Here is an 18952-nt window from a genome sequence, read left to right as displayed (position 1 = left end):
AACGAATTGCAACAGGGCGCGGGCCGGCAAAAGCCTGTAACATGGGTGCAGGGCAACGTCGCCATATCTTCCCTATGGTCGAGAACATGGAACCCCCGCCGCACATCCTCGTCGTCGACGACGACCGGGAAATCCGCGATCTGCTCTCAAAGTTTCTGGAGCGCCAGTCCTGCCGCGTCACCGCCGCGCGCGACGCCCGCGAGGCGCGCCGGCTCTGGCCGCTCGGCCGCTACCACCTGGTGGTGCTGGACCTGATGCTGCCGGGCGAGTCCGGCCTCGACTTCGCCCGCTGGCTGCGCGGCCAGTCCGACGTGCCAATCGTCATGCTGACCGCCATGAGCGAGGAGACCGACCGCATCGTCGGGCTGGAGCTGGGCGCGGACGACTACGTGGCCAAGCCCTTCAACCCGCGCGAGCTGCTGGCGCGCATCCGCGCCGTGCTGCGCCGGGCCGGCGGCGAGGGGAGCGCGCCGCAGCAGCCGCCGGCCAAGGCCATCCGCTTCGCCGGCTGGACGCTGGAGCCCGCCCGCCGCCGCCTGCTGAACCCCGACGGCGTCGAGGTGCCGCTGACCGGCGGCGAGTACGAATTGCTGATGGTGCTGGTGGATCGCTCCAACCGCGTGCTGACGCGGGACATGCTGATGGACCTGCTGCGCGGCCGCCAGGCCGGACCCTTCGACCGCGCCATCGACGTCGCCGTTTCCCGCCTGCGCCGGAAGCTGGAGGATGACGGGCGGAACCCCACGCTGATCAAGACGGTTCGCGGTGGCGGCTACGTGCTGGCCGCCACGGTGGAGAAGGTGAACGACCGGCCGCCAGCGGCGGCGAACGGCGACCATCCGGCCGGCGCGCCGGTCTCCTGAGCCGGGCATGATCCGCCGCCTGCTGCCGCGCAGCCTGGCCGGGCGCACGGCGCTGTTCCTGACGCTCGCGCTGATGCTGGTGCAGGCGGCGGGGCTGACCATCCACGCCCTCGACCGCGTGGACCTGCAGCGCTTCGCCCTCTCGCGCGAGATCACCGCGCGCGCCTTTGGCCTGTGGCGCACCGCCGTGCTGGCGCCGCCCGACCGGCGGCTGGCCATGCTGGAGGACATCGACCTGCCGCCGGGCCTCCTCGCCCAGGTGAGCGACCTGCCGGCGGTGCGGCCGGGCATGCCACACGCCTCCCCGGCGCTGATGCGGCTGTTCCAGGTGGAGCTGGTCGGTGCCGGGCCGCCCCGCTTCCGCCCGCGCCAGGCCCTGGTGGCGAACGGCGCGCGCCCTGGCGTGCTGGTGCTGGCGCTGCAACTCGCCGACGGCCCCTGGCTGAACCTGGAGATGGCCCTGCCGCCGCAGCGCCCCTGGCACTCCGAGACCTTCCTGATCGCCTTCTTCCTGATGACCGGTGCGGCGCTGGCGCTGATCCTCTGGGCGACGCGGCGACTGACGCGCCCGGTTTCCGCCCTGGCGCGCGCCGCCGAGCGGCTGGGCCGCGACGTGAATGCGCCGCCGCTGCCGGAGCGCGGCCCCTCGGAGGTCGCCACCGCCGCGCGCGCCTTCAACACCATGGCCGAGCGCATCCGCCGCTTTGTCGGCGACCGGACGCAGATGCTGGCCGCCATCGGCCACGACCTTCGCACGCCGATCACCCGCCTGCGGCTGCGCGCCGAGTTCCTGGAGGACGACGAGCAGCGCCGCAAGATGCTGGCCGACCTCGACGAGATGGAAGCGATGGTGAACGCCACCCTGGCCTTCGCCCGGGATGATTCCGCCACCGAGCCCTCGGTGCCGCTGGACCTCGCCGCGCTCTGCCGCACCGTGCTCGACGAGGCCGCCGATGCGCGCCCGGAGGTGGAGCCGGAGACGCTCGGCTATGCCGGGCCGGAGCGGCTGCGCATCCGCGCCCGGCCGATCGCGCTGAAGCGGGCGCTGGCCAACCTTGTCGGCAACGCGCTGAACTACGGCGGCTCGGCCCGCATCCTGCTGGACGGGCCGGGGCGGGGCGCGGAGGCATCGCTGGTGCGGATGCGGGTCGAGGACGACGGGCCCGGCATTCCCGAGGACTCGCTTGAAGCGGTGTTCCAGCCGTTCCGCCGCCTGGAGACCAGCCGCAACCGCGAAACCGGCGGCACGGGGCTTGGCCTGCCCATCGCGCGCAACATCCTGCGCGCCCATGGCGGCGACGTGGTGCTGCGCAACCGTCCCGGTGGCGGCCTCACGGCGGTGGTGACGCTGCCGGTCTGAGCGGCCGGCGCGGCGGGGGCTGTGGCCCGCCGCGAGGTTCGTGTAAGCGCATGGTCCCATGCTGACCGCGCTGGCGTTCTCCTCCCTCAACCTGGCCTGGCTGGGTTGCCTGCTGCTGGCGCTCGCGGGGGCGGCCGTTCAGGTGGCGGTCGGGGCCGGGCTGAGCGTGGTCTGCGGCCCGCTGCTGATGCTCTGGCTCGGCCCGGCGGCCGGCGTGCCGATCCTGCTGTGCCTGAACCTGCTGGTCTCCGTGGTGGCGACGGGCCTTGGCGGGCTGCGCCTGCGGTGGGGCGACGTCGCGCTGGCCTCGGGCGCCATCCTGGCCGGCTGCCTCGCCGCCTCGCTGCTGCCGGACCTTTCGCCGCCAGTGCTGAAAGGCATGACGGCCTGCGTCCTGGTGGCGATCGCGCTGCCGCGCCCGCCGGCGCGCGCGGCGCCGCCCTCCGCGGGCTCGGCGCGGGCCGGGGTGGGGCTCGCCGCGCTGGCCACCGGGGCGCTGACGGTCTGGACGGCGACGCCCGGCCCCATCACCCCCGTGGCGCTGGCACGCGCGGGCCGAACGGGCGCCGAGATCCGGCGGGCGATGCAGCCCATCTCCATCGTGGGCTTCGGGGCGGCGCTGGCCTGGGTGGGCCTGCCCGCGGCGGGCACGCCGGGCCTCGCTGTTCTCGCCACCCTGGCCGCCGCGACGCTTCTTGGCACCGGCCTGGGGTTCCGGCTGCGCACGCGCCTCGATCCGGCACGGGTGGTGGTGCTGATCCGGATCGTCGCGGGGGTGGCGGCCCTGCTGCTGGTCGTTTCCCTGCTGCCGTGACCCTGCGGCGCGGCGCCGGCGGTCAGGCCGGCTCGGCGGGCCGGCGCGAGGGTCCGGGAAAGGGCCGGACCTGCACGCGCGTCCGATGGTCCGCCGTGGTGGGCGTTCCGTCCGGGTTCAGGCCGCGGTGGTAGTGGCGCTGCCAGCCCTGGGCGCGGGCCTCGCTGCCGGGCTGGCACAGCGCGGCATTGAAGCGGTTGCGCCCCTCGCGCCACGCGCGGTGCGCGGCCTCCAGCTCCGGGGCCTCGGCCAGCGGGCGCACCTCCGGGCAGGTGTCGGCGGCCAGGCCGCGCTGCAGGGGAAAGAAGAAGCAGACCGGCTCGCCCGGCAGGAAGCGGACCACCTGGTCCGGCCGGGTGAAGCGCCAGTTCATGGTGAAGGTCATCGGCGACCAGTCGCTCTCCACCAGTCCGGCGAGCGGCGCGATGCCGTCCTTCACCGCGTTGGGTGGGCCGGAGACCCAGAGGCCGATGCCCGGATCCGTGCGCAGCAGCGTGGGGATGGGAAAGGTCAGGATGCCGGCGCCAAAATGGCTGGCTGGCGCCAGGCCGCCGGGCTTGAGCACGCGGATGGTCACATCCTCCGGCCGGTCGCCGCCGTTCCACCAGGCCTCGAAGCCGGTCTGGCCCTGCACCTCCCAGCCATGGCCATTGGCGATGGTGAGCGGCAGGCAGCGATAGGCGAAGCCGCCGGGCGTGGCGTCCATCCAGTCCCGCCGCACGCCGGCGGGGCGGATCGGCGGCAGCGGCTGGTCCAGCTCGTAGGCGATCAGCCGGGGTCGCGGCTTCTCCGCCATGCCCATCTCCATGCGTTGACGGCGGCAGGATAGGGCAGGGCGGGTTAGCGGAGGGTTTCAGCCCTCCAGCAGGCGGCGCAGCTTGCGCACCGCGCTGTCGGGCGTGGACAGCACCGGCAGGCCGGTCGCCGCCGCCACCGCCTCCGCCGCGCGCGCCAGGCTGAACTGCGCCAGCGCCACCGCGTCGCAGCCGGCGAAGGCGCGGCGGGCCGCCTCCGCCGCCAGCCGGTCATGCGCGGCGCCGTCCCCGGCGTCGAGCGCGGCCAGGGCGCCCTCGGCGTGGCAGGGCACCAGGGTGATGCCGGGCGGGAACTCCGGCGGCATGGAGTCGAGCGTGGGCGCGAAGCTGGCCAGCAATCCGATACGTCTTCCCGCCGCCGCGGCCTCCTCGATCATCGCTTCGTTGGGCTTCAGCACCGGCATCGGCGCCAGTTCCCGCGCCACCGCCTCGATGCAGGGACCGAAGGCGGAGCAGGTGAACAGGATGCCGCGCGCGCCGGTGCCCGCCGCGTAGCGGGCGAGGGCGAGGAAGCGCCCGGTCATGGAGGGGGTCAGGCGGCCCTCCCGCGCCAGGTCGGCGGAAAGGCTGTCGTCCAGCAGGTTCATCGGCCGTGCGTCCGGCCACAGCCGGGCCAGCGCGGCCTCGATCGGAGGCGGGGAGTGCCGCAGCGCGTGGATCAGGGCGATCCGCATGGCGTCAACAGCACCTGGGCGGCAGGGAAAGGGACATCATGGCGGCAATCTCCTCGTGGCGGGCCCCAGCTTGGCACCGCCGCCCCAACCCTGGCCAGACGGGGCGGCGGTGCCCGCCGGGACCGCCGCCCGGGGCGTCAGCCCGGCACCGGCCGGGTCTGCGGCCGCCGCAGCAGGGCATTGCGGGCGGCCTCGGTGCCGGGGATCTGGTCGCCGCGCAGCGACTGGCCCGCCGTCTCGATCATGAAGGCCAGCGCCACCATGCCGACCAGGCAGGCGGCCATCATGGCGTAGGCCGGGGTCAGCTCGTCGCCGGTCAGGCCGATCAGCCAGGAGTTCACCGCCGGGGCGGTGCCGCCGAACAGCGAGGTGGAGACATTGTAGGCGATGGCGAAGCCGGCGAAGCGCACCGGCGTCGGGAACATCGCCGGGAAGGTGGCCGAGATGGTGGCGAGCTGGGGCGCGTAGAGGAAGCCCAGCGCCGCGAAGCCCAGGATGGCGCCGACGAAGCTCGATTCCATCAGGTGGTAGAGCGGGATCACCAGCACGGTCAGTCCGACCAGCGAGAACCACCAGAGCGGCTTGCGGCCCACCCGGTCGGACAGGGCGCCTGCAAAGGGCAGCAGGATCATCATGAACAGCATGCCGATGATGGGAACGAACAGCGCCTGCTGCGTGCTGAGGCCGAGCCGCCGCTCCAGGTAGGTCGGCATGTAGCTGAGCAGGGTGTAGTTCACCACGTTGAGGGCGATGACCAGGCCACCCATCACCAGCAGCGGCTTCCAGTAGCGGGCGAGCAGGTGCTTCAGCTCGGTGCTCGCGCCGGGCTCCGTGGCGTGGCTCGCCTCCATCTCCTGGAAGACCGGCGTGTCCTCCATCTTGGAGCGCAGGTACATGCCGACCAGGCCCATCGGCCCGGCGACCAGGAAGGGCAGGCGCCAGCCCCAGCTCTGCATGGCCTCGTCGCCCAGCGCCAGGGAGAAGGCCAGCATCAGCAGCGCGCCAAAGGAGAAGCCGGCCAGCGTGCCCACCTCCAGGAAGCTGCCGCAGAAGCCGCGTCGGTCGTCCGGGGCGTATTCGGCCATGAAGGTGGCGGCGCCGCCATACTCGCCGCCGGTCGAGAAGCCCTGCACCATCCGCAGCACGATCAGGATGACCGTGGACCAGATGCCGATGCTCTCATAGGCCGGGATCAGGCCGACGCAGAAGGTCGCGCCCGCCATCAGCAGGATGGTGAGGGCCAGCACCGCCTTGCGGCCCATCCGGTCGCCCAGCGGCCCCCAGAAGAACCCACCCAGCGGACGCACCAGGAAGGAGATGGCGAAGGTGGCCAGGGCGAAGAGCGTCGCCTCCGCCGCCTCGCCCGGGAAAAGGGCGGCGGAGATGTAGGTCACGCCATAGGCATAGATGCCGTAGTCGAACCACTCCGTCGCGTTGCCGACCGCCGAGGCGGCGATCGCTCTTCGCAGCACGCCGGGCGACGGCTGCGCGTCGGTGCCGTGCGCTGTGCTGTGCTGATCCTCCATGGCGTGTTCTCCTGACAGTGCCTGCCGCCAGCCGGGGCGCGGCTCGCGGCTTCAAGGGTTGTCCGATGACAGCGGGTCGAGTCCGGCCGACATTGGGGTGGTATGCGGCAGCGGCTGGTAGGCCTGCTGCAGTTCGCCGGGCGGGGATGGGCGCGCCGTCAGGCGCCAGAGGCCAAAAGCGACGGCCAGCGCGGCGCAGACGGCGATGAAAAGGAAGAGCCCGGCGGAGCCCAGCGCCGACATGCTTGCCGCGCCGAGCAGCGGCCCTGCCGCGGCACCCGCCGAATAGACCAGCACCAGGCCGGCGCTGGCGCCGACCCGCTCCTGTGCCGTGAGGCGGTCGTTGGTGTGTGCCACGCAGAGCGGATAGAGCGCGAAGCTCAACCCGCCGAAGGCGCCGCCCAGAAGCAGCAGGGGCGCCCCGGGCGCGCCCATCAGCACGATGCCGAGGGCGACACCCGCTGTCCCGGCGAAGACGCCAAGGATCACCGCGCGACGGTCGAAGTGATCGGAGAGCCAGCCGAGGGGCCATTGCAGCGTCACGCCGCCCAGGATCACGGCGCTCATAAACGCCGCGGTGGCGGCGAGGTCAAGCCCGATGCGCTGCGCGAGCACCGCGCCGAGGCCGTAGAAGGCGCCGAGCACCACGCCGGCAAGCGCCGCCCCGACCATGCCGAGCGGCGAGGCGACGTAGAGGCTGCGGATGGAGAGCGCCTGGTAGTCGCCGAGCACCGGGCTGCTGGCGCGGGTCATCGTCACCGGCAACACGGCCAGGGAAAGCAGAATGGAGGCCAGCAGGAAGGGACGGCCGGGGCTGTCTCCGCTGAGGTTCAGCAGGAACTGGCCGATGCCCTGGCCGGCATAGAGCGCGACCATGTAGGCGGCGAGGACCGAGCCACGCTGCTCGGGCGTGGCGCGGTCGTTCAGCCAGCTTTCCAGGCAGATATAGACCCCTGCGATGCAGAAGCCGTCCACGAGACGCAGCGCGCCCCACAGCCCCGCCGACTGATAGAGGGCATAGGCGAGGGTGCTGGCGGAAAGCAGCGACACGAAAAAGGCGAAGGCACGGATATGCCCGACGCGGCGGATCACCGTGGCGGCGCGCAGCGAACCGAGCGTCAGCCCGGCGAAATAGGCCGAGGCGACGAGCCCTATCACGGCGGCGCCGGTGCCGGCAGCCTCCAGCCGCACGCTCACCAGCGTCGGCATGAAGCCGCCGCCGGCCATCAGGATGAAAATGGAGATCAACAGGCTCCGCACGGGCCGGATCGCGTTCAGCATGGGGTCGCAACGGGCTTTGGCGCTCCGGGTTCCATGCCTTGGCCGTGCTGCACGGCTTTCAACAGGGAAGATCCGGCATCGCCATGCGTCTCCACCTCAGGTAGCGCCGTGGCCGGGGCGCTTCGCCGCATGCGGGCGATAGGGGATATCCCGGATGGCGTTGACACGCTGCGCCTGGGGCTGTTCTGGTGGAAGGCCTGCAACGAGAACGGCTCACGGGGCCGATAAAGGGCCGGCGCCGCCTTCCTGCGCCGGTGGAGGAGTTTTAGGGATGCGACGAACCGAACGGGCGGCTGCCGCCCTCCTTGCCACGCTTTGCCTCGGGGCGGTCGCGCCGGCGAAGGCGCAGGATCTGACGCTCGCGGTCGCCGCGCCTGCCACGTCCTTCGACCCGCACTACCACACGCTGACGCCGAACGCGTCGCTCACCGACCATGTTTTCGAGGCGCTGGTGGAGCGCACGGCCGAGGGGCGCCCGATCCCCGGCCTGGCGGTGAGCTGGAAAACGATCGACGACCAGACCTGGGAATTCAAGCTGCGTGAAGGCGTGAAGTGGCAGAACGGCCAGGACTTCACCGCGGAGGACGTGGTCAACACCATCAACCGCGTGCCCAAGGTGCTGAACAGCCCAGGCTCCTACGCGGTCTACACCCGCTCGATCGACCGCATGGAGGTGGTGGACCCGCACACCATCCGCTTCCACACCAAGACGGTCTACCCGCTGCTGCCGACCGACCTCACGCAGGTCGCGATCATCTGGCGCGGCCTGGGCGACGAGGTGCCGACAGCCGACTTCAACAGCGGCAAGGCGGCGATCGGCACCGGCCGCTACAAGCTGGAGAGCTACGAGCACGGCACCCGCGCCATCTTTGTCCGCAACGACGCCTACTGGGGCGAAAAGCCGACCTGGGGGCGCGTGGACTACCGCATGATCGCCAACGACGGCGCGCGCGTCGCGGCGCTGCAGGCCGGCGATGTCGCGTTCATCGACAGCGTGCCGACGCAGGATGTCGGCAAGCTGTCGAAGGAGAAGGGGATCCACATCTCCCGCGCCGACAGCCTGCGCAGCATCCTGATGCGCGTCGACTTCCGCGAGCAGACGCCCTACGTCTCCGGTCCCAACGGCGAGAAGCTGGACAAGAACCCGCTGCTCGACCGGCGCGTGCGCGAGGCGCTTTCCGTCGCCATCAACCGCAAGGCCATCGTGGACCGCATCATGTCGGGCGCCGCCAGCCCGGCCGGGCAGATGATGCCGGAGGGCACGTTCGGCTACAATCCGAAGGTCGAGCCGCCGCCCTACGATCCGGCGCGCGCCAAGAAGCTGCTGGCCGAGGCGGGCTTCCCGGACGGGCTGACCCTCACGCTGCTGGCGCCGAACAACCGCTACGTCAACGACTCCCTGATCGCGCAGGCGGTCGGCCAGATGTGGGCGCGCATCGGCGTCAGGGCGACCGTGGACGCGATGCCTTCCTCCGTCTTCTTCCAGCGCACCGCGCAGCAGGACAACTCGGTCTCGCTGAGCGGCTGGGCGAACTCGGTGGGCGAACCCTCGCCGGGCCTGAAGAGCCAGTTCGGCACGCGCGACCGCACCAAGGGCTGGGGCGCGGTGAACCACACGCTCTACTCCAACAAGGAGTATGACGCGTTGCTGACCGAAGCCCTGCAGACCGTGGACGACGAGAAGCGCGACGCGATGTTCCAGGACCTCGCGGCGATCCTCGCGAAGGACTTCGCCTATATCCCGCTGCACCACCAGGTGAACCTGTGGGCGATGCGCGACACGCTGCGGCACGAGGCGCGTGCCGACGAGCAGACCCGCGCGCTGGACATCAAGCCCGCGAAGTGACGCGACAGGGGCCGGGCGGCGCGATCCGCCCGGCCTGCTTCCTCAGGCGAGCTTCAGCTCTTCCTGCACCAGGCTGACCCAGTAGCCGACGCCGTAGGGAATGGCATCGTCGTTGAAGTTGTAGGTCGGCGTGTGCAGGCCCTCGGAGGTCGCGCCACCGGCGCCCTGGCCGAGGAACATGAAGGCGCCGGCCTTCTTCTCCAGCATGAAGGCGAAGTCCTCGCCGCCGGTCACGGGCTGGGCGTTGTCGTCCAGCTTGCCGGCGCCGGCCAGCGCCTCGGCCGCCCTCGCGGCGATGGCGGTCTGCTCGGCATGATTCACCAGCGGCGTGCCCTTGCGGCTGTATTCCACCTCCGCCCTGCAGCCGAAGGTCGCGGCCAGGCCTTGGGCAAGCTCGCGCATCCGCCGCTCCATGGTGTCCCGCACCGCGGGCAGGTAGGAGCGCGCCGTGCCGCCGACGCGGATCTCGGCCGGCATGACATTGGTCGAGCCGAAGGCGCCGCCGGCAATGGCGCCGACGCTGATCACCGCGGAATCCACCGCCGCGATGTTGCGGCTGACGATTGTCTGCAGCGCCAGGATGAACTGCGCCTGAAGCACGGTCACGTCGGTGGAAAGGTGCGGCGTGGCGCCGCCGTGGCCGCCGGTGCCCTTGAAGGTGACCAGCCAGCGGTCCGGCGCCGCCATGAAGGGGCCGGGGCGGATGGCGAACTGGCCGAGCGGAATGCCCGGCTCGTTGTGCAGGCCATAGACGGCATCCACCGGGAAGCGCTCGAACAGGCCGTCCGCCAGCATCGCGAGGGCGCCGCCGCGGCCTTCCTCGGCGGGCTGGAAGATGAACTGCACGGTGCCGCCGAAGTCCCGGTGCTGCGAGAGATACTTCGCGGCGCCGAGCAGCATGGTGGTGTGGCCATCATGGCCGCAGGCATGCATGGTGCCGGGGTTGGTGGAGGCGTAGGGCAGGCCGGTGGCCTCGTTGATCAGCAGCGCGTCCATGTCGGCGCGCAGGCCGATGGCGCGCTGCCCAGGCTGCCTCCCCTTCAGCGTGCCGACCACGCCGTAGCGGCCAACACCCTCGGTGACCTCCAGCCCCCATTCCTTCAGCCTGGCCGCCACCAACGCGGAGGTGCGCGCCTCCTCCATGCCGATCTCGGGATGGGCGTGGATGTCCTGGCGAATGGCGGCCAGTTCCGGCTGCATGGCACGCAGCGCGGCGAGAAGCGTATGGTTCACGTGATGATCTCCCGGTTGCCCGGCGCGCGGCGGGCTTGGCCCGTCCGCGCCTGCGCAGGGAAGTTTACATGCCGCCCGAACCTCTGGTTGGAAAGGGGGCATGGGGCGAAAACCCGGCGCTCCCCCTGCGTTGACCGCGGCCGGAGGCAGCGCTTAGCCTTCCGCCGGCGGCCCGGGCGCCGCGCATCACGCCGAGGACAACCGTGGCCGACCCAACCGGAACCCCTTTTTCCTTTCAGCAGGTGGACGTCTTCGCGTCGCAGCCCCTGCGCGGCAATCCGCTGGCGGTGGTGATCGGCGCGGACCGGCTGGACGAGGCACGGATGGCCGCCTTCGCCAACTGGACCAACCTGAGCGAGACGACCTTCCTGCTCCAGCCCCGCCACGCTGGAGCTGACTACCGCGTGCGCATCTTCACGCCCTCCGGCGAACTGCCCTTCGCCGGGCACCCGACGCTCGGCACCTGTCATGTCTGGCTCGCCTCCGGCGGGCAGCCGCAGGGCGCCGACATCGTGCAGGAGTGCGAAGCCGGGTTGATCCATATCCGGCGGGGTGAGGGCGGCCGGCTTTCCTTCGCCGCGCCACCGCTTCGCCGCAGCGGAGCGGTGGAGCCCGAAATCCTGGAGCAGGTCACCAGCGGCCTCGGCCTGGCCCCCGATGCCATTCAGGCGTCGAACTGGGTGGACAACGGGCCGGGCTGGCTGGCGGTGCTGCTGCGCTCGCGGGCCGAGGTGCTGGCGCTGCGGCCGGACTACGTGGCGCTGGCCGGGCTCCGGGTCGGCGTGGTTGGTCCGTGGGACCGCGCGGCCGACGGCACCGAGGCGCAGTTCGAGGTGCGGGCCTTCACGGCGGGCGGCTTCGAGGACCCGGTGACCGGCAGCCTGAACGCCAGCCTCGGGCAATGGCTGATCGGCAGTGGAATCGCTCCGGCGCAGTATGTCGCCAGCCAGGGAACGGTGCTCGGCCGCGCCGGGCGGGTGCGGGTGGAGCGGGACGGCACCGGGATCTGGGTGGGTGGCGCGGTGGCCACCTGCATCGAGGGGACGGTGCGGCTGTGACGCCGCGTGCGGCAACCGGCAAGGGAGCGGAACGATGACCAAGGACGAACTGACCGCCTGGGCGCTGGCGAATGGCTGGCAGATGCTCGGCGGGCATCCCAGCCTGACCAAGCCCACGGCGCCGAAGGAGGCGATCGTGCGGCTGGTGCTGAAGGCCACGGTGGCCAACCTGGAGGTCAAGAAGCCGGCCGGGAAGTGGGAGAAGGTCGGCGGCGAGAGCTATGCCGGCATCGTGCCGGACGAGGAGGACGGCCTGCCGCGCGGCCTCGGCTTCGAGAAGGTGCCCAGCATCACCAAGCTGATGCAGGACAATCGCGACCGGATGGTCTTCGCCAGGTTCGGCGGCTGAGGCGGCGGCGGGCGGAGGCCCGCCGCCGCCTTCCGCTCACTCGCCGGCGGCCGCCAGCATCCGCGAAACGGCCTCGCGCCGCCCGAGCGCGACCAGCACGGCATCGATCGGCGGCGACTGGGTGCTGCCGGTCAGCGCCGCGCGCAGCGGCTGGGCGATGGCGCCGAGCTTCAGCCCCTTCACGTCGGCGTAGTCGCGCAGCCACTTGTCGAGGTCGGCGCGCTCCCAGGGCGCGTCGGTCAGGAAGATGGCGAGGTCCTTCAGCCGCTCGCGGGCTTCCGGCGTCAGCAGCGCCTCGGCCTTCGGCTCCATGGGCAGGGGCGTGCTGGCCAGGGCGAAGGCGGCCATGTCGGCGGCCTCGTTCAGCGTGCGGGCGCGGGGCATGATGTCGGGCATCAGCAGCCGCACGCGCTCCGCGCCCTCGCTGCCGAAGCCGATCGAGGGGCGCCTGGCCAGGATCTCCAGCACGCGGTGCGCCAGCGCGTCCGGGTCCATCTGGCGCATGTACTGCGCGTTCAGGTGGGTGAGCTTGGCATAGTCCATCCGGCTGGCGGCGCGGCCGACATCCTTCAGCTCGAAAAGCTCGATGGCGCGCTCGCGCGGGACGAACTCCTCGTCGCCATGGCCCCAGCCGAGGCGCAGGAGGTAGTTGCAGACAGCTTCGGGAAGGAAGCCCTGGTCGCGGAACTCCAGCGCGCCCACCGCGCCGTGCCGCTTGGAGAGCTTGGCGCCATCCGCGCCGTGGATCAGCGGGATATGCGCGAAGTGCGGCCGCGCCCAGCCCATGGCGTCATAGACCATGACCTGGCGGAAGGTGTTGGTCAGGTGGTCGTCGCCGCGGATGACATGGGTGATCGCCATGTCGTGGTCGTCCACCACGACGGCGTGCAGGTAGGTCGGCGTGCCGTCGGAGCGCAGGATGACCATGTCGTCCAGCTCGCTGTTGCGCACGCGCACCTCGCCCTGCACGAGGTCGTGGATCACCGTCTCGCCCTCGCGCGGGGCCTTGATGCGGATGACCGGCTTCGCCCCCGCCGGCGCCTCGGCGGGGTCGCGGTCGCGCCAGCGGCCGTCGTAGCGCGGCGGGCGGCCTTCCTTCATGGCCGTCTCGCGCATCTCCGCCAGCTCTTCCGGCGTGGCGTAGCATTGATAGGCCTTCCCCTGCGCCAGCAGCTCCCGCGCCACCTCGGCATGCCGGGCCTCCTGCGCGGTCTGCATGACCGGCGGCTCGTCCGGCGAGAGGCCCAGCCATTCCAGGCTGTCGATGATCTGCCGCACCGCCTCGGGGGTCGAGCGCTGGCGGTCGGTATCCTCGATGCGCAGCAGGTACTGCCCGCCATGATGGCGCGCGAAGAGGAAGTTGAAGAGCGCGGTGCGCGCGCCCCCGATGTGCAGATACCCGGTCGGGGATGGGGCGAAGCGGGTGCGTACGGTCATTGCTCGGCAGTTCCTTCGAGCAGACGCTTTTAACACTCCCCGCCTCGCCTGTAGAGTGCGCGCGTAGGTTGAGAAACCATGAGCGACACAGACATCGACTCTGCCCCCCTGGTGCTGGATGCCTCCCGGGCCTTCTGGCAGCCCGCCGCCTTCATGCAGCGCCTGCAAGGCCTGCTGGAAGGGGAGTGGAGCCGGCTGCCGCTTTGGCTGCCCGTCGCGCTGGGCGCGGGCATCATCGCCTACTTCGCCCAGCGGCAGGAGCCTGGCGCGCTCTGGGGGATGGTTTCCGTACCGTTGCTGCTGGGCAGCCTCGGGCTGCGGGGACGGCCGCTGCCTGCCTGGCTGCTGGCCCTGGCGGGCATGGGCTTCCTGGGCTTCGGCGTGGCGGGGTGGCAGGCGTCGCGCATGCCGGCCCCGCTGGACCTGCCCCGGCGCGCCGTTGTGCTTGAAGGGCGGGTGGAAGCGGTGGACACGCTCCCCAAAGGCCTGCGCGTCACCCTGGGCGAGGTGCGCCTCGGCCCCGGCGAGCCACCCCTGGCGCGGCGGATCCGCATTCGCCTGCGGCCGAACGATCCGCTGCACCCGGCACCCGGCGAGAGCCTCCGCATGCGGGCGCTGGTACGCGAACCCTCCGCCCCGCCCGCGCCAGGCGGATGGGACTTCCAGCGGGACGCCTTCTTCAGCGGCCTCGGCGGTTCCGGCTTCGCCCTTGGCCCTTCCGAACGGCTCGGCGAGGCGGCCCGGCCGCCGGTCTTCGCCGCCGCGCGAGCGTGGCTGCAGCGGCGCGTGCTCGCGGCCTTGCCGGGCGGCCCCGGTGCGGTGGCGGCGGCGCTGCTGACGGGCGGCCAGAGCGCCATTCCCGCCCCCGACATCCAGGCCATGCGCGACTCCGGCCTGGCGCACCTGCTTTCCGTCTCCGGGTTGCATATCGCCATCGTCATGGGGCTCGGCTTCGGCATCCTCCGCTTCGGCGTGGCGCTGGTGCCGGCGCTCGCCCTGCGCTGGGACAGCAAGCGCATCGCCGCGCCCGGCGCCCTGCTGCTGGGGGGCGCCTACATGCTGCTGACGGGTGCGCAGGTGCCGATGCAGCGCTCCTTCGCGATGGCGGCGCTGGTCACCTTCGGCATCCTGATCGGCCGCCGGGCGCTCTCGCTGCGCGCCCTGGCGCTGGCGGCGGCGGCGGTGATGCTGGCGCAGCCGGCCGCGCTGCTCGGTCCCTCCTTCCAGATGAGCTTCGCCGCCGTGCTGGTGCTGATCGCCGGGGCGGAGGCGACCGGCCCCTTGCTGGCGCGCTGGCGGCAGGGCACGGAGTGGTGGCGACGGCCCGCCCTGGTGCTGCTGGGCATGGTGCTGACCTCGCTGCTCGCCGGTCTGGCGACGCTGCCCTATGGCCTGCACCATTTCGGCCGGCTGCAGCTCTACGGCCTGGCAGCCAACATGGTGGCGGTGCCGCTGACCTCCATGCTGGTGATGCCGGCGGGGATGCTTGCCGTGGCGCTGATGCCGTTCGGACTGGAGGCCTGGCCACTCACCGTCATGGGCTGGGGGGTCGAGGGTGTTCTGCGGGTGGCGCACACGGTGGCGTCCTGGCCCGGTGCCGCGCTGACCGCCATGCCGATCCCGGCCTGGGGGCTGCTGCTGACCAGCTTCGGCTTGCTCTGGCTCTGCCTGTGGCAGGCGCGCTGGCGGCTGCTCGGCCTGCCGCTGGCGGCCGCCGGAGTGTTCAGCGCCCTGACCGTGACGCCGCCCGATATCCTCGTCTCGGCGGACGCGCGGCTGATCGCGCTCCGCACACCGCAGGGGGTGGTGCTGCAGCGCGCCAGCGGCGCCTCGAACTTCCTGCGCGACAACTGGCTGCGCGGCTGGGGCGAGGAGGAGGCCGACCTGCTGCCTGCCTCAGGCGAGCACGAGGAGGCCGGGCTGGACTGCCCCGGCCTCGACTGCCGCTTTCAGCCGCGCCCGGACGGCCCGGCGGCGATGCTGATGCGGACGCCCAAGCCGCGCCGGGGAGAGAAGGCGGCACCCGTGCAGGCGGCGCGGGCCTGCGGGCAGGCGGCGGTGCTGGTTTCCGCCGAGCCGGTCCGCGGCCGCTGCCCGGGGACGGCGGTGGTGGACCGCTTCAGCGTCTGGCGGAACGGCCCGCACGCGGTCTGGCTCGGCCATGACGGGGTGCGGGTGGTCTCCGACCGGGACTGGCGCGGCGCGCGGCCCTGGGTGCCGCCGCCGCCCCGGCCCGCCTGGGAGAAGGATCAGTAGCGCCGCAGCAACCCGACGAGGCGGCCCTGCACCTTCACCCTGTCCGGGCCGAAGATGCGCGTCTCGTAGCGCGGGTTGGCGGCCTCCAGCGCGACGGAGTTGCCCTTGCGGCGCAGCCGCTTCAGCGTCACCTCGGCCTCGTCCACCAGGGCGACCACGATGGCGCCGTTGTCCGCCATGTCGTCGCGGCGGATGATGACGGTGTCGCCGTCGAGGATGCCGGCGCCTTCCATCGAGTCCCCCGAGACCTCCAGCGCATAGTGTTCGCCGCCGCCAAGCAGGGCAGCCGGCACCTCGACGCTGGTGCCCTGGTCGCGCAGCGCCTCGATCGGCTGACCGGCGGCGATGCGGCCATAAAGCGGCAGGTGCACCGCCGCCGCGTCATTGGCGCCGCGCGTCACGCCGGGAAGGTTGGAAGCGAAGGTGCCGCGGATGACGTTGGGCGCGAAGGCGGCCCGCGGCGGCGGCGTGGCCTCGGCGCGGGCCAGCGGCGCCGGCGCGGTGCTCTCCGGCAGTCGGATGACCTCCAGCGCGCGCGCGCGATGGGCGCGGCGGCGGAGAAAGCCACGTTCCTCCAGGGCACTGATCAGGCGGTGGATGCCGGACTTCGAGCGGAGCTTCAGCGCCTCCTTCATCTCCTCGAAGGAGGGGGAGAAGCCGGTGTCCCGCAGGTGCCGGTCGATGAACATCAGCAACTCGTGTTGCTTTCGCGTGAGCATGCGGGGCTCCCTGCCTGCGGCGGATGACCGCGAACAAAGCGGCAACCGTCACAGTGTTCTACGAAAGTTCCCGCAGGGCGGTCAACCGGCAATCGCCCTGATTTCCGCGACTTGGGATGTGGAAAACGCGTCAGAGCCCCAGATCGGCGAGAACCACCACCTCGACCGGCTCTCCGGCGGCGAGCGGCGGCGCATGGGGCGCCCTTCGCAGCAGCGCTCCGTTCTCCGCGAGAACGCGCAGCATGGAACTGTCCTGCCGGTTGGCGGCGGTGGCGACCCACTGGCCGTCCGGTTCCTGGCGCAGCCGGGCGCGCAGGTAGTCCTCGCGGCGGTCGTTCTCCGGCAGGTTCGCCCCCGCCACGGCGCGGCGCAACGGCGGTGGCGCGGGCGGCAGGCCGGAAAGCACCGCCAGCGCCGGCCACAGAAAAATGACGCCGCAGACCAGCGCCGAGACGGGATTGCCGGGCAGGCCGAGCAGCGGCGTCTCGCCCAGGCGGCCCCAGATCAGCGGCTTGCCCGGCCGCATGGCGATCTTCCAGAAGTCCAGCGTGAAACCATGCGGGCCGAGAGCCTGCTGCACCAGATCGTGTTCGCCGACGCTGGCGCCTCCGGTGGTCACCAGCAGGTCGCAGAAGCGGGCCGCCTCGGCGGCGGCGCCGATGGCGGCGAGGTCGTCGCGGGCGATCGGCAGCACCAGCGGCTCGGCGCCCGCCGCGCGCACCAGCGCCGCCAGGGCATGCGCGTTGGAGGACACGATGCCCCCCGGCGGCAGCGGCTCGCCGGGCAGCACGATCTCGTCGCCGGTGGCCAGGATGCCGATGCGGGGGCGGCGATGCACGGCGAGCCAGGGATGGTTGCCGGCGGCGGCCAGGCCGATGTCGCGCGCCGTCAGCCGGCGGCCCGGGGCGACCAGCGTCTCGCCGGCCTTGAAGTCGAGCCCGGCGCGGCGGATCCAGCGGCCGGGCTGCACGGTCTCCCGCACCAGAACGCGGCCCTCGGCGGCCTCGGCGTCTTCCTGCAGCAGGATGCCGTCGGCGCCTTCGGGAACCAGCCCGCCGGTGAAGATCCGTACCGCCTCGCCCGCGCCCACGCCGCCGGCGAAGGGATGCCCGGCCGGAGCGGAGCCCGTCACCCGCAGCCAGGCGCCTTCCGTCGCGTCGGCGGCGCGCACGGCATAGCCGTCCATGGCCGAGACGTCGGCCGGCGGCTGCGTCAGCCGGGCGGCGACGGGTGCGGCCAGCACGCGGTTCCAGGCATCGGACAGGCCAACGGTCTCGGTGCCGGAGGAGCGCAGGCCGGCCAGGATGCGACCGCGGGCCTCCTCGACCGAAATCATCGCGCCGCCTCCCAAAGTCCTGATTTTCCACCTTCCTTGCGCGCCAGATGCACTTCGGTGATCTGCATGCCGCGGTCAATGGCCTTGCACATGTCATAGACCGTCAGCGCGGCGACGGTGACGGCGGTGAGCGCCTCCATCTCGACCCCGGTGGGGCCGGTGGTCTTCACCCGCGCCTCGATGGCGACGGCGTCCGGCGCCTCGGGCAGCAGCTCCAGCTTCACCGAGGTGAGCGCCAGCGGGTGGCAGAGGGGAATGAGGTCGGCGGTGCGCTTGGCCGCCATGATGCCGGCGATGCGCGCCACGCCGAGCACGTCGCCCTTGCCCAGGCCGCCCGCCCGGATGGCGGCCAGCGTCTCCGGCGCCATCCGCACCCGACCGCGCGCGATGGCGAGCCGCTCGGTGGCGGGCTTGGCGGAAACGTCCACCATGACCGCCTTTCCCTCGGCATCGAAATGCGTGAATCCGCCTTCGCGCCGTGGGGCTGGCGCGCGCGGCGGGTCGAAGCCTTCGCCGCCCTCGCTCATCCGGCCTCCACCATGGCGCGGGCGGCAGCGGTGACGTCCTCCTGGCGCAGCAGGTGCTCGCCCACCAGGATGCAGCGGGCGCCGGCGGCGGCCATGCGGTGCACGTCCTCGGCGTTGCGCAGCCCGCTCTCAGCCACCGGGATGCGGTCGGCAGGCACCAGCGGGGCCAGCGCCTCGGCGGTGGTGAGCTCGGTCTTCAGCGTGCGGAGATTGCGGTTGTTGATGCCGATCAGGCGCGTGTTCAGGCCGAGCGCACGGTCCAGCTCGCGCTGGTCGTGCACCTCCGCCAGCACCGACATGTCGAGGCTGCGGGCAGCCTCCTCCAGCTCTCGGGCCTGCGCATCGGAAAGGGCGGCCATGATCAGCAGGATGCAGTCCGCGCCCATCGCCCGGGCCTCGAACACCTGGTAGGGATCGATCATGAAGTCCTTGCGCAGGACCGGCAGCTTGCAGGCGCCGCGGGCCACCACGAGGTCGGCGGGGCTGCCCTGGAAGTGCGGCCCGTCGGTCAGCACGGAGAGACAGGCCGCGCCCGCTTCCTCATAGGCGCGCGCCAGAGCCGCCGGCTCGAAGGGATCGCGGATCAGGCCGCCGGAGGGCGAGGCCTTCTTGATCTCGGCGATGAGCCCGATGCGCCCCTCCGCCACGGCCGAGCAGAGCGCGCCGGTGAAGTCGCGCGGCGGCTCCTCGTCACGGGCGCGGTGCTCCATCTCGGAGAGGGGGGTGGCGGCGGCCCGCTCACGCACTTCCACTTCCTTGTCGGCCAGGATGCGCAGCAGGGTGTCGGGCAGGGTATCGGCGTTCATGACCATCTCTCGGCGCAGGCGCGCCTGGGCAACAAAGAGGGGGAGGGGGCCG

17 protein-coding genes are annotated in these 18952 nt (G+C 72.2%); 7 read left to right on the top strand and 10 right to left on the bottom strand.

Going from position 1 to position 18952, the window contains the following annotated elements:
• The first annotated feature begins 86 nt into the window (after positions 1-86).
• From E0493_RS00605 to E0493_RS00595, 3 genes are read left to right on the top strand one after another with little or no spacing between them, the layout of a single operon-like run.
• On the top strand, positions 87-863 hold the full coding sequence (locus tag E0493_RS00605) for a response regulator (protein WP_160934972.1): 777 nt from the start codon (positions 87-89) through the stop codon (positions 861-863).
• 7 nt (positions 864-870) lie between these two features.
• Positions 871-2223, top strand: a complete 1353-nt coding sequence (locus E0493_RS00600) for an ATP-binding protein (RefSeq protein ID WP_160934971.1) — start codon at positions 871-873, stop codon at positions 2221-2223.
• Between the two features lie 58 nt (positions 2224-2281).
• Entirely contained in the window at positions 2282-3037 is a 756-nt protein-coding gene (locus tag E0493_RS00595; protein ID WP_160934970.1) for a hypothetical protein, read from the top strand.
• 22 nt (positions 3038-3059) lie between these two features.
• Here E0493_RS00595 and E0493_RS00590 read toward each other — a convergent pair whose 3' ends face one another.
• The 4 genes from E0493_RS00590 to E0493_RS00575 form a co-directional block, all read right to left on the bottom strand.
• Entirely contained in the window at positions 3060-3833 is a 774-nt protein-coding gene (locus E0493_RS00590) for a DUF6065 family protein (RefSeq protein WP_160934969.1), read from the bottom strand.
• Between the two features lie 57 nt (positions 3834-3890).
• Complete coding sequence (locus E0493_RS00585) at positions 3891-4526, bottom strand: aspartate/glutamate racemase family protein (protein ID WP_160934968.1); 636 nt, start codon at positions 4524-4526, stop codon at positions 3891-3893.
• 137 nt (positions 4527-4663) lie between these two features.
• Positions 4664-6052, bottom strand: coding sequence for an MFS transporter (locus E0493_RS00580; protein ID WP_160934967.1), 1389 nt, complete (start codon positions 6050-6052; stop codon positions 4664-4666).
• Positions 6053-6103: 51 nt separating this feature from the next.
• Positions 6104-7300, bottom strand: a complete 1197-nt coding sequence (locus E0493_RS00575; RefSeq protein WP_235913512.1) for an MFS transporter — start codon at positions 7298-7300, stop codon at positions 6104-6106.
• A 304-nt stretch (positions 7301-7604) separates the two neighbouring features.
• On the opposite strand from E0493_RS00575, the gene E0493_RS00570 reads away from it, so the two are divergent.
• Positions 7605-9179: an ABC transporter substrate-binding protein gene (locus tag E0493_RS00570; RefSeq protein WP_160934965.1), complete on the top strand. Its 1575-nt coding sequence runs from the start codon at positions 7605-7607 to the stop codon at positions 9177-9179.
• Positions 9180-9221: 42 nt separating this feature from the next.
• Here E0493_RS00570 and E0493_RS00565 read toward each other — a convergent pair whose 3' ends face one another.
• Positions 9222-10412: a M20 aminoacylase family protein gene (locus tag E0493_RS00565; RefSeq protein WP_160934964.1), complete on the bottom strand. Its 1191-nt coding sequence runs from the start codon at positions 10410-10412 to the stop codon at positions 9222-9224.
• A gap of 203 nt (positions 10413-10615) precedes the next feature.
• Between E0493_RS00565 and E0493_RS00560 the strand changes: the two genes are divergently transcribed.
• Together E0493_RS00560 and E0493_RS00555 are read left to right on the top strand one after the other, a co-directional pair.
• On the top strand, positions 10616-11470 hold the full coding sequence (locus E0493_RS00560) for a PhzF family phenazine biosynthesis protein (protein ID WP_160934963.1): 855 nt from the start codon (positions 10616-10618) through the stop codon (positions 11468-11470).
• A 34-nt stretch (positions 11471-11504) separates the two neighbouring features.
• On the top strand, positions 11505-11819 hold the full coding sequence (locus E0493_RS00555; RefSeq protein ID WP_160934962.1) for a hypothetical protein: 315 nt from the start codon (positions 11505-11507) through the stop codon (positions 11817-11819).
• A 36-nt stretch (positions 11820-11855) separates the two neighbouring features.
• Here the strand turns inward: E0493_RS00555 and gltX are convergent, their stop codons facing one another.
• Positions 11856-13256: a glutamate--tRNA ligase gene (gltX, locus tag E0493_RS00550; RefSeq protein WP_160934961.1), complete on the bottom strand. Its 1401-nt coding sequence runs from the start codon at positions 13254-13256 to the stop codon at positions 11856-11858.
• Positions 13257-13334: 78 nt separating this feature from the next.
• Here gltX and E0493_RS00545 point away from each other — a divergent pair, with 78 nt between their 5' ends.
• Positions 13335-15512, top strand: a complete 2178-nt coding sequence (locus E0493_RS00545) for a ComEC/Rec2 family competence protein (protein ID WP_235913511.1) — start codon at positions 13335-13337, stop codon at positions 15510-15512.
• On the opposite strand, the gene lexA is transcribed toward E0493_RS00545, so the two are convergent.
• From lexA to trpC, 4 genes are all read right to left on the bottom strand, one after another.
• Positions 15506-16231, bottom strand: a complete 726-nt coding sequence (gene lexA, locus E0493_RS00540) for a transcriptional repressor LexA (RefSeq protein ID WP_160934960.1) — start codon at positions 16229-16231, stop codon at positions 15506-15508. The genes E0493_RS00545 and lexA overlap by 7 nt on opposite strands.
• Before the next feature lie 130 nt (positions 16232-16361).
• Entirely contained in the window at positions 16362-17567 is a 1206-nt protein-coding gene (locus E0493_RS00535; protein WP_160934959.1) for a molybdopterin molybdotransferase MoeA, read from the bottom strand.
• Positions 17564-18094 (bottom strand): cyclic pyranopterin monophosphate synthase MoaC, encoded by a 531-nt coding sequence (gene moaC / locus E0493_RS00530; RefSeq protein ID WP_160934958.1) that lies wholly within the window; start codon positions 18092-18094, stop codon positions 17564-17566. Before moaC ends, E0493_RS00535 begins: the two co-directional genes overlap by 4 nt.
• Complete coding sequence (gene trpC, locus E0493_RS00525) at positions 18091-18900, bottom strand: indole-3-glycerol phosphate synthase TrpC (RefSeq protein ID WP_160934957.1); 810 nt, start codon at positions 18898-18900, stop codon at positions 18091-18093. The genes moaC and trpC overlap by 4 nt, the downstream gene beginning before the upstream one ends.
• Positions 18901-18952: the final 52 nt, after the last annotated feature.

Source organism: Teichococcus coralli, from assembly GCF_009829925.1.
Classification (GTDB): domain Bacteria; phylum Pseudomonadota; class Alphaproteobacteria; order Acetobacterales; family Acetobacteraceae; genus Pseudoroseomonas; species Pseudoroseomonas coralli.
Note: the sequence above shows the minus strand (reverse complement) of the source record. Positions and strands in the feature narration are given on the sequence as shown.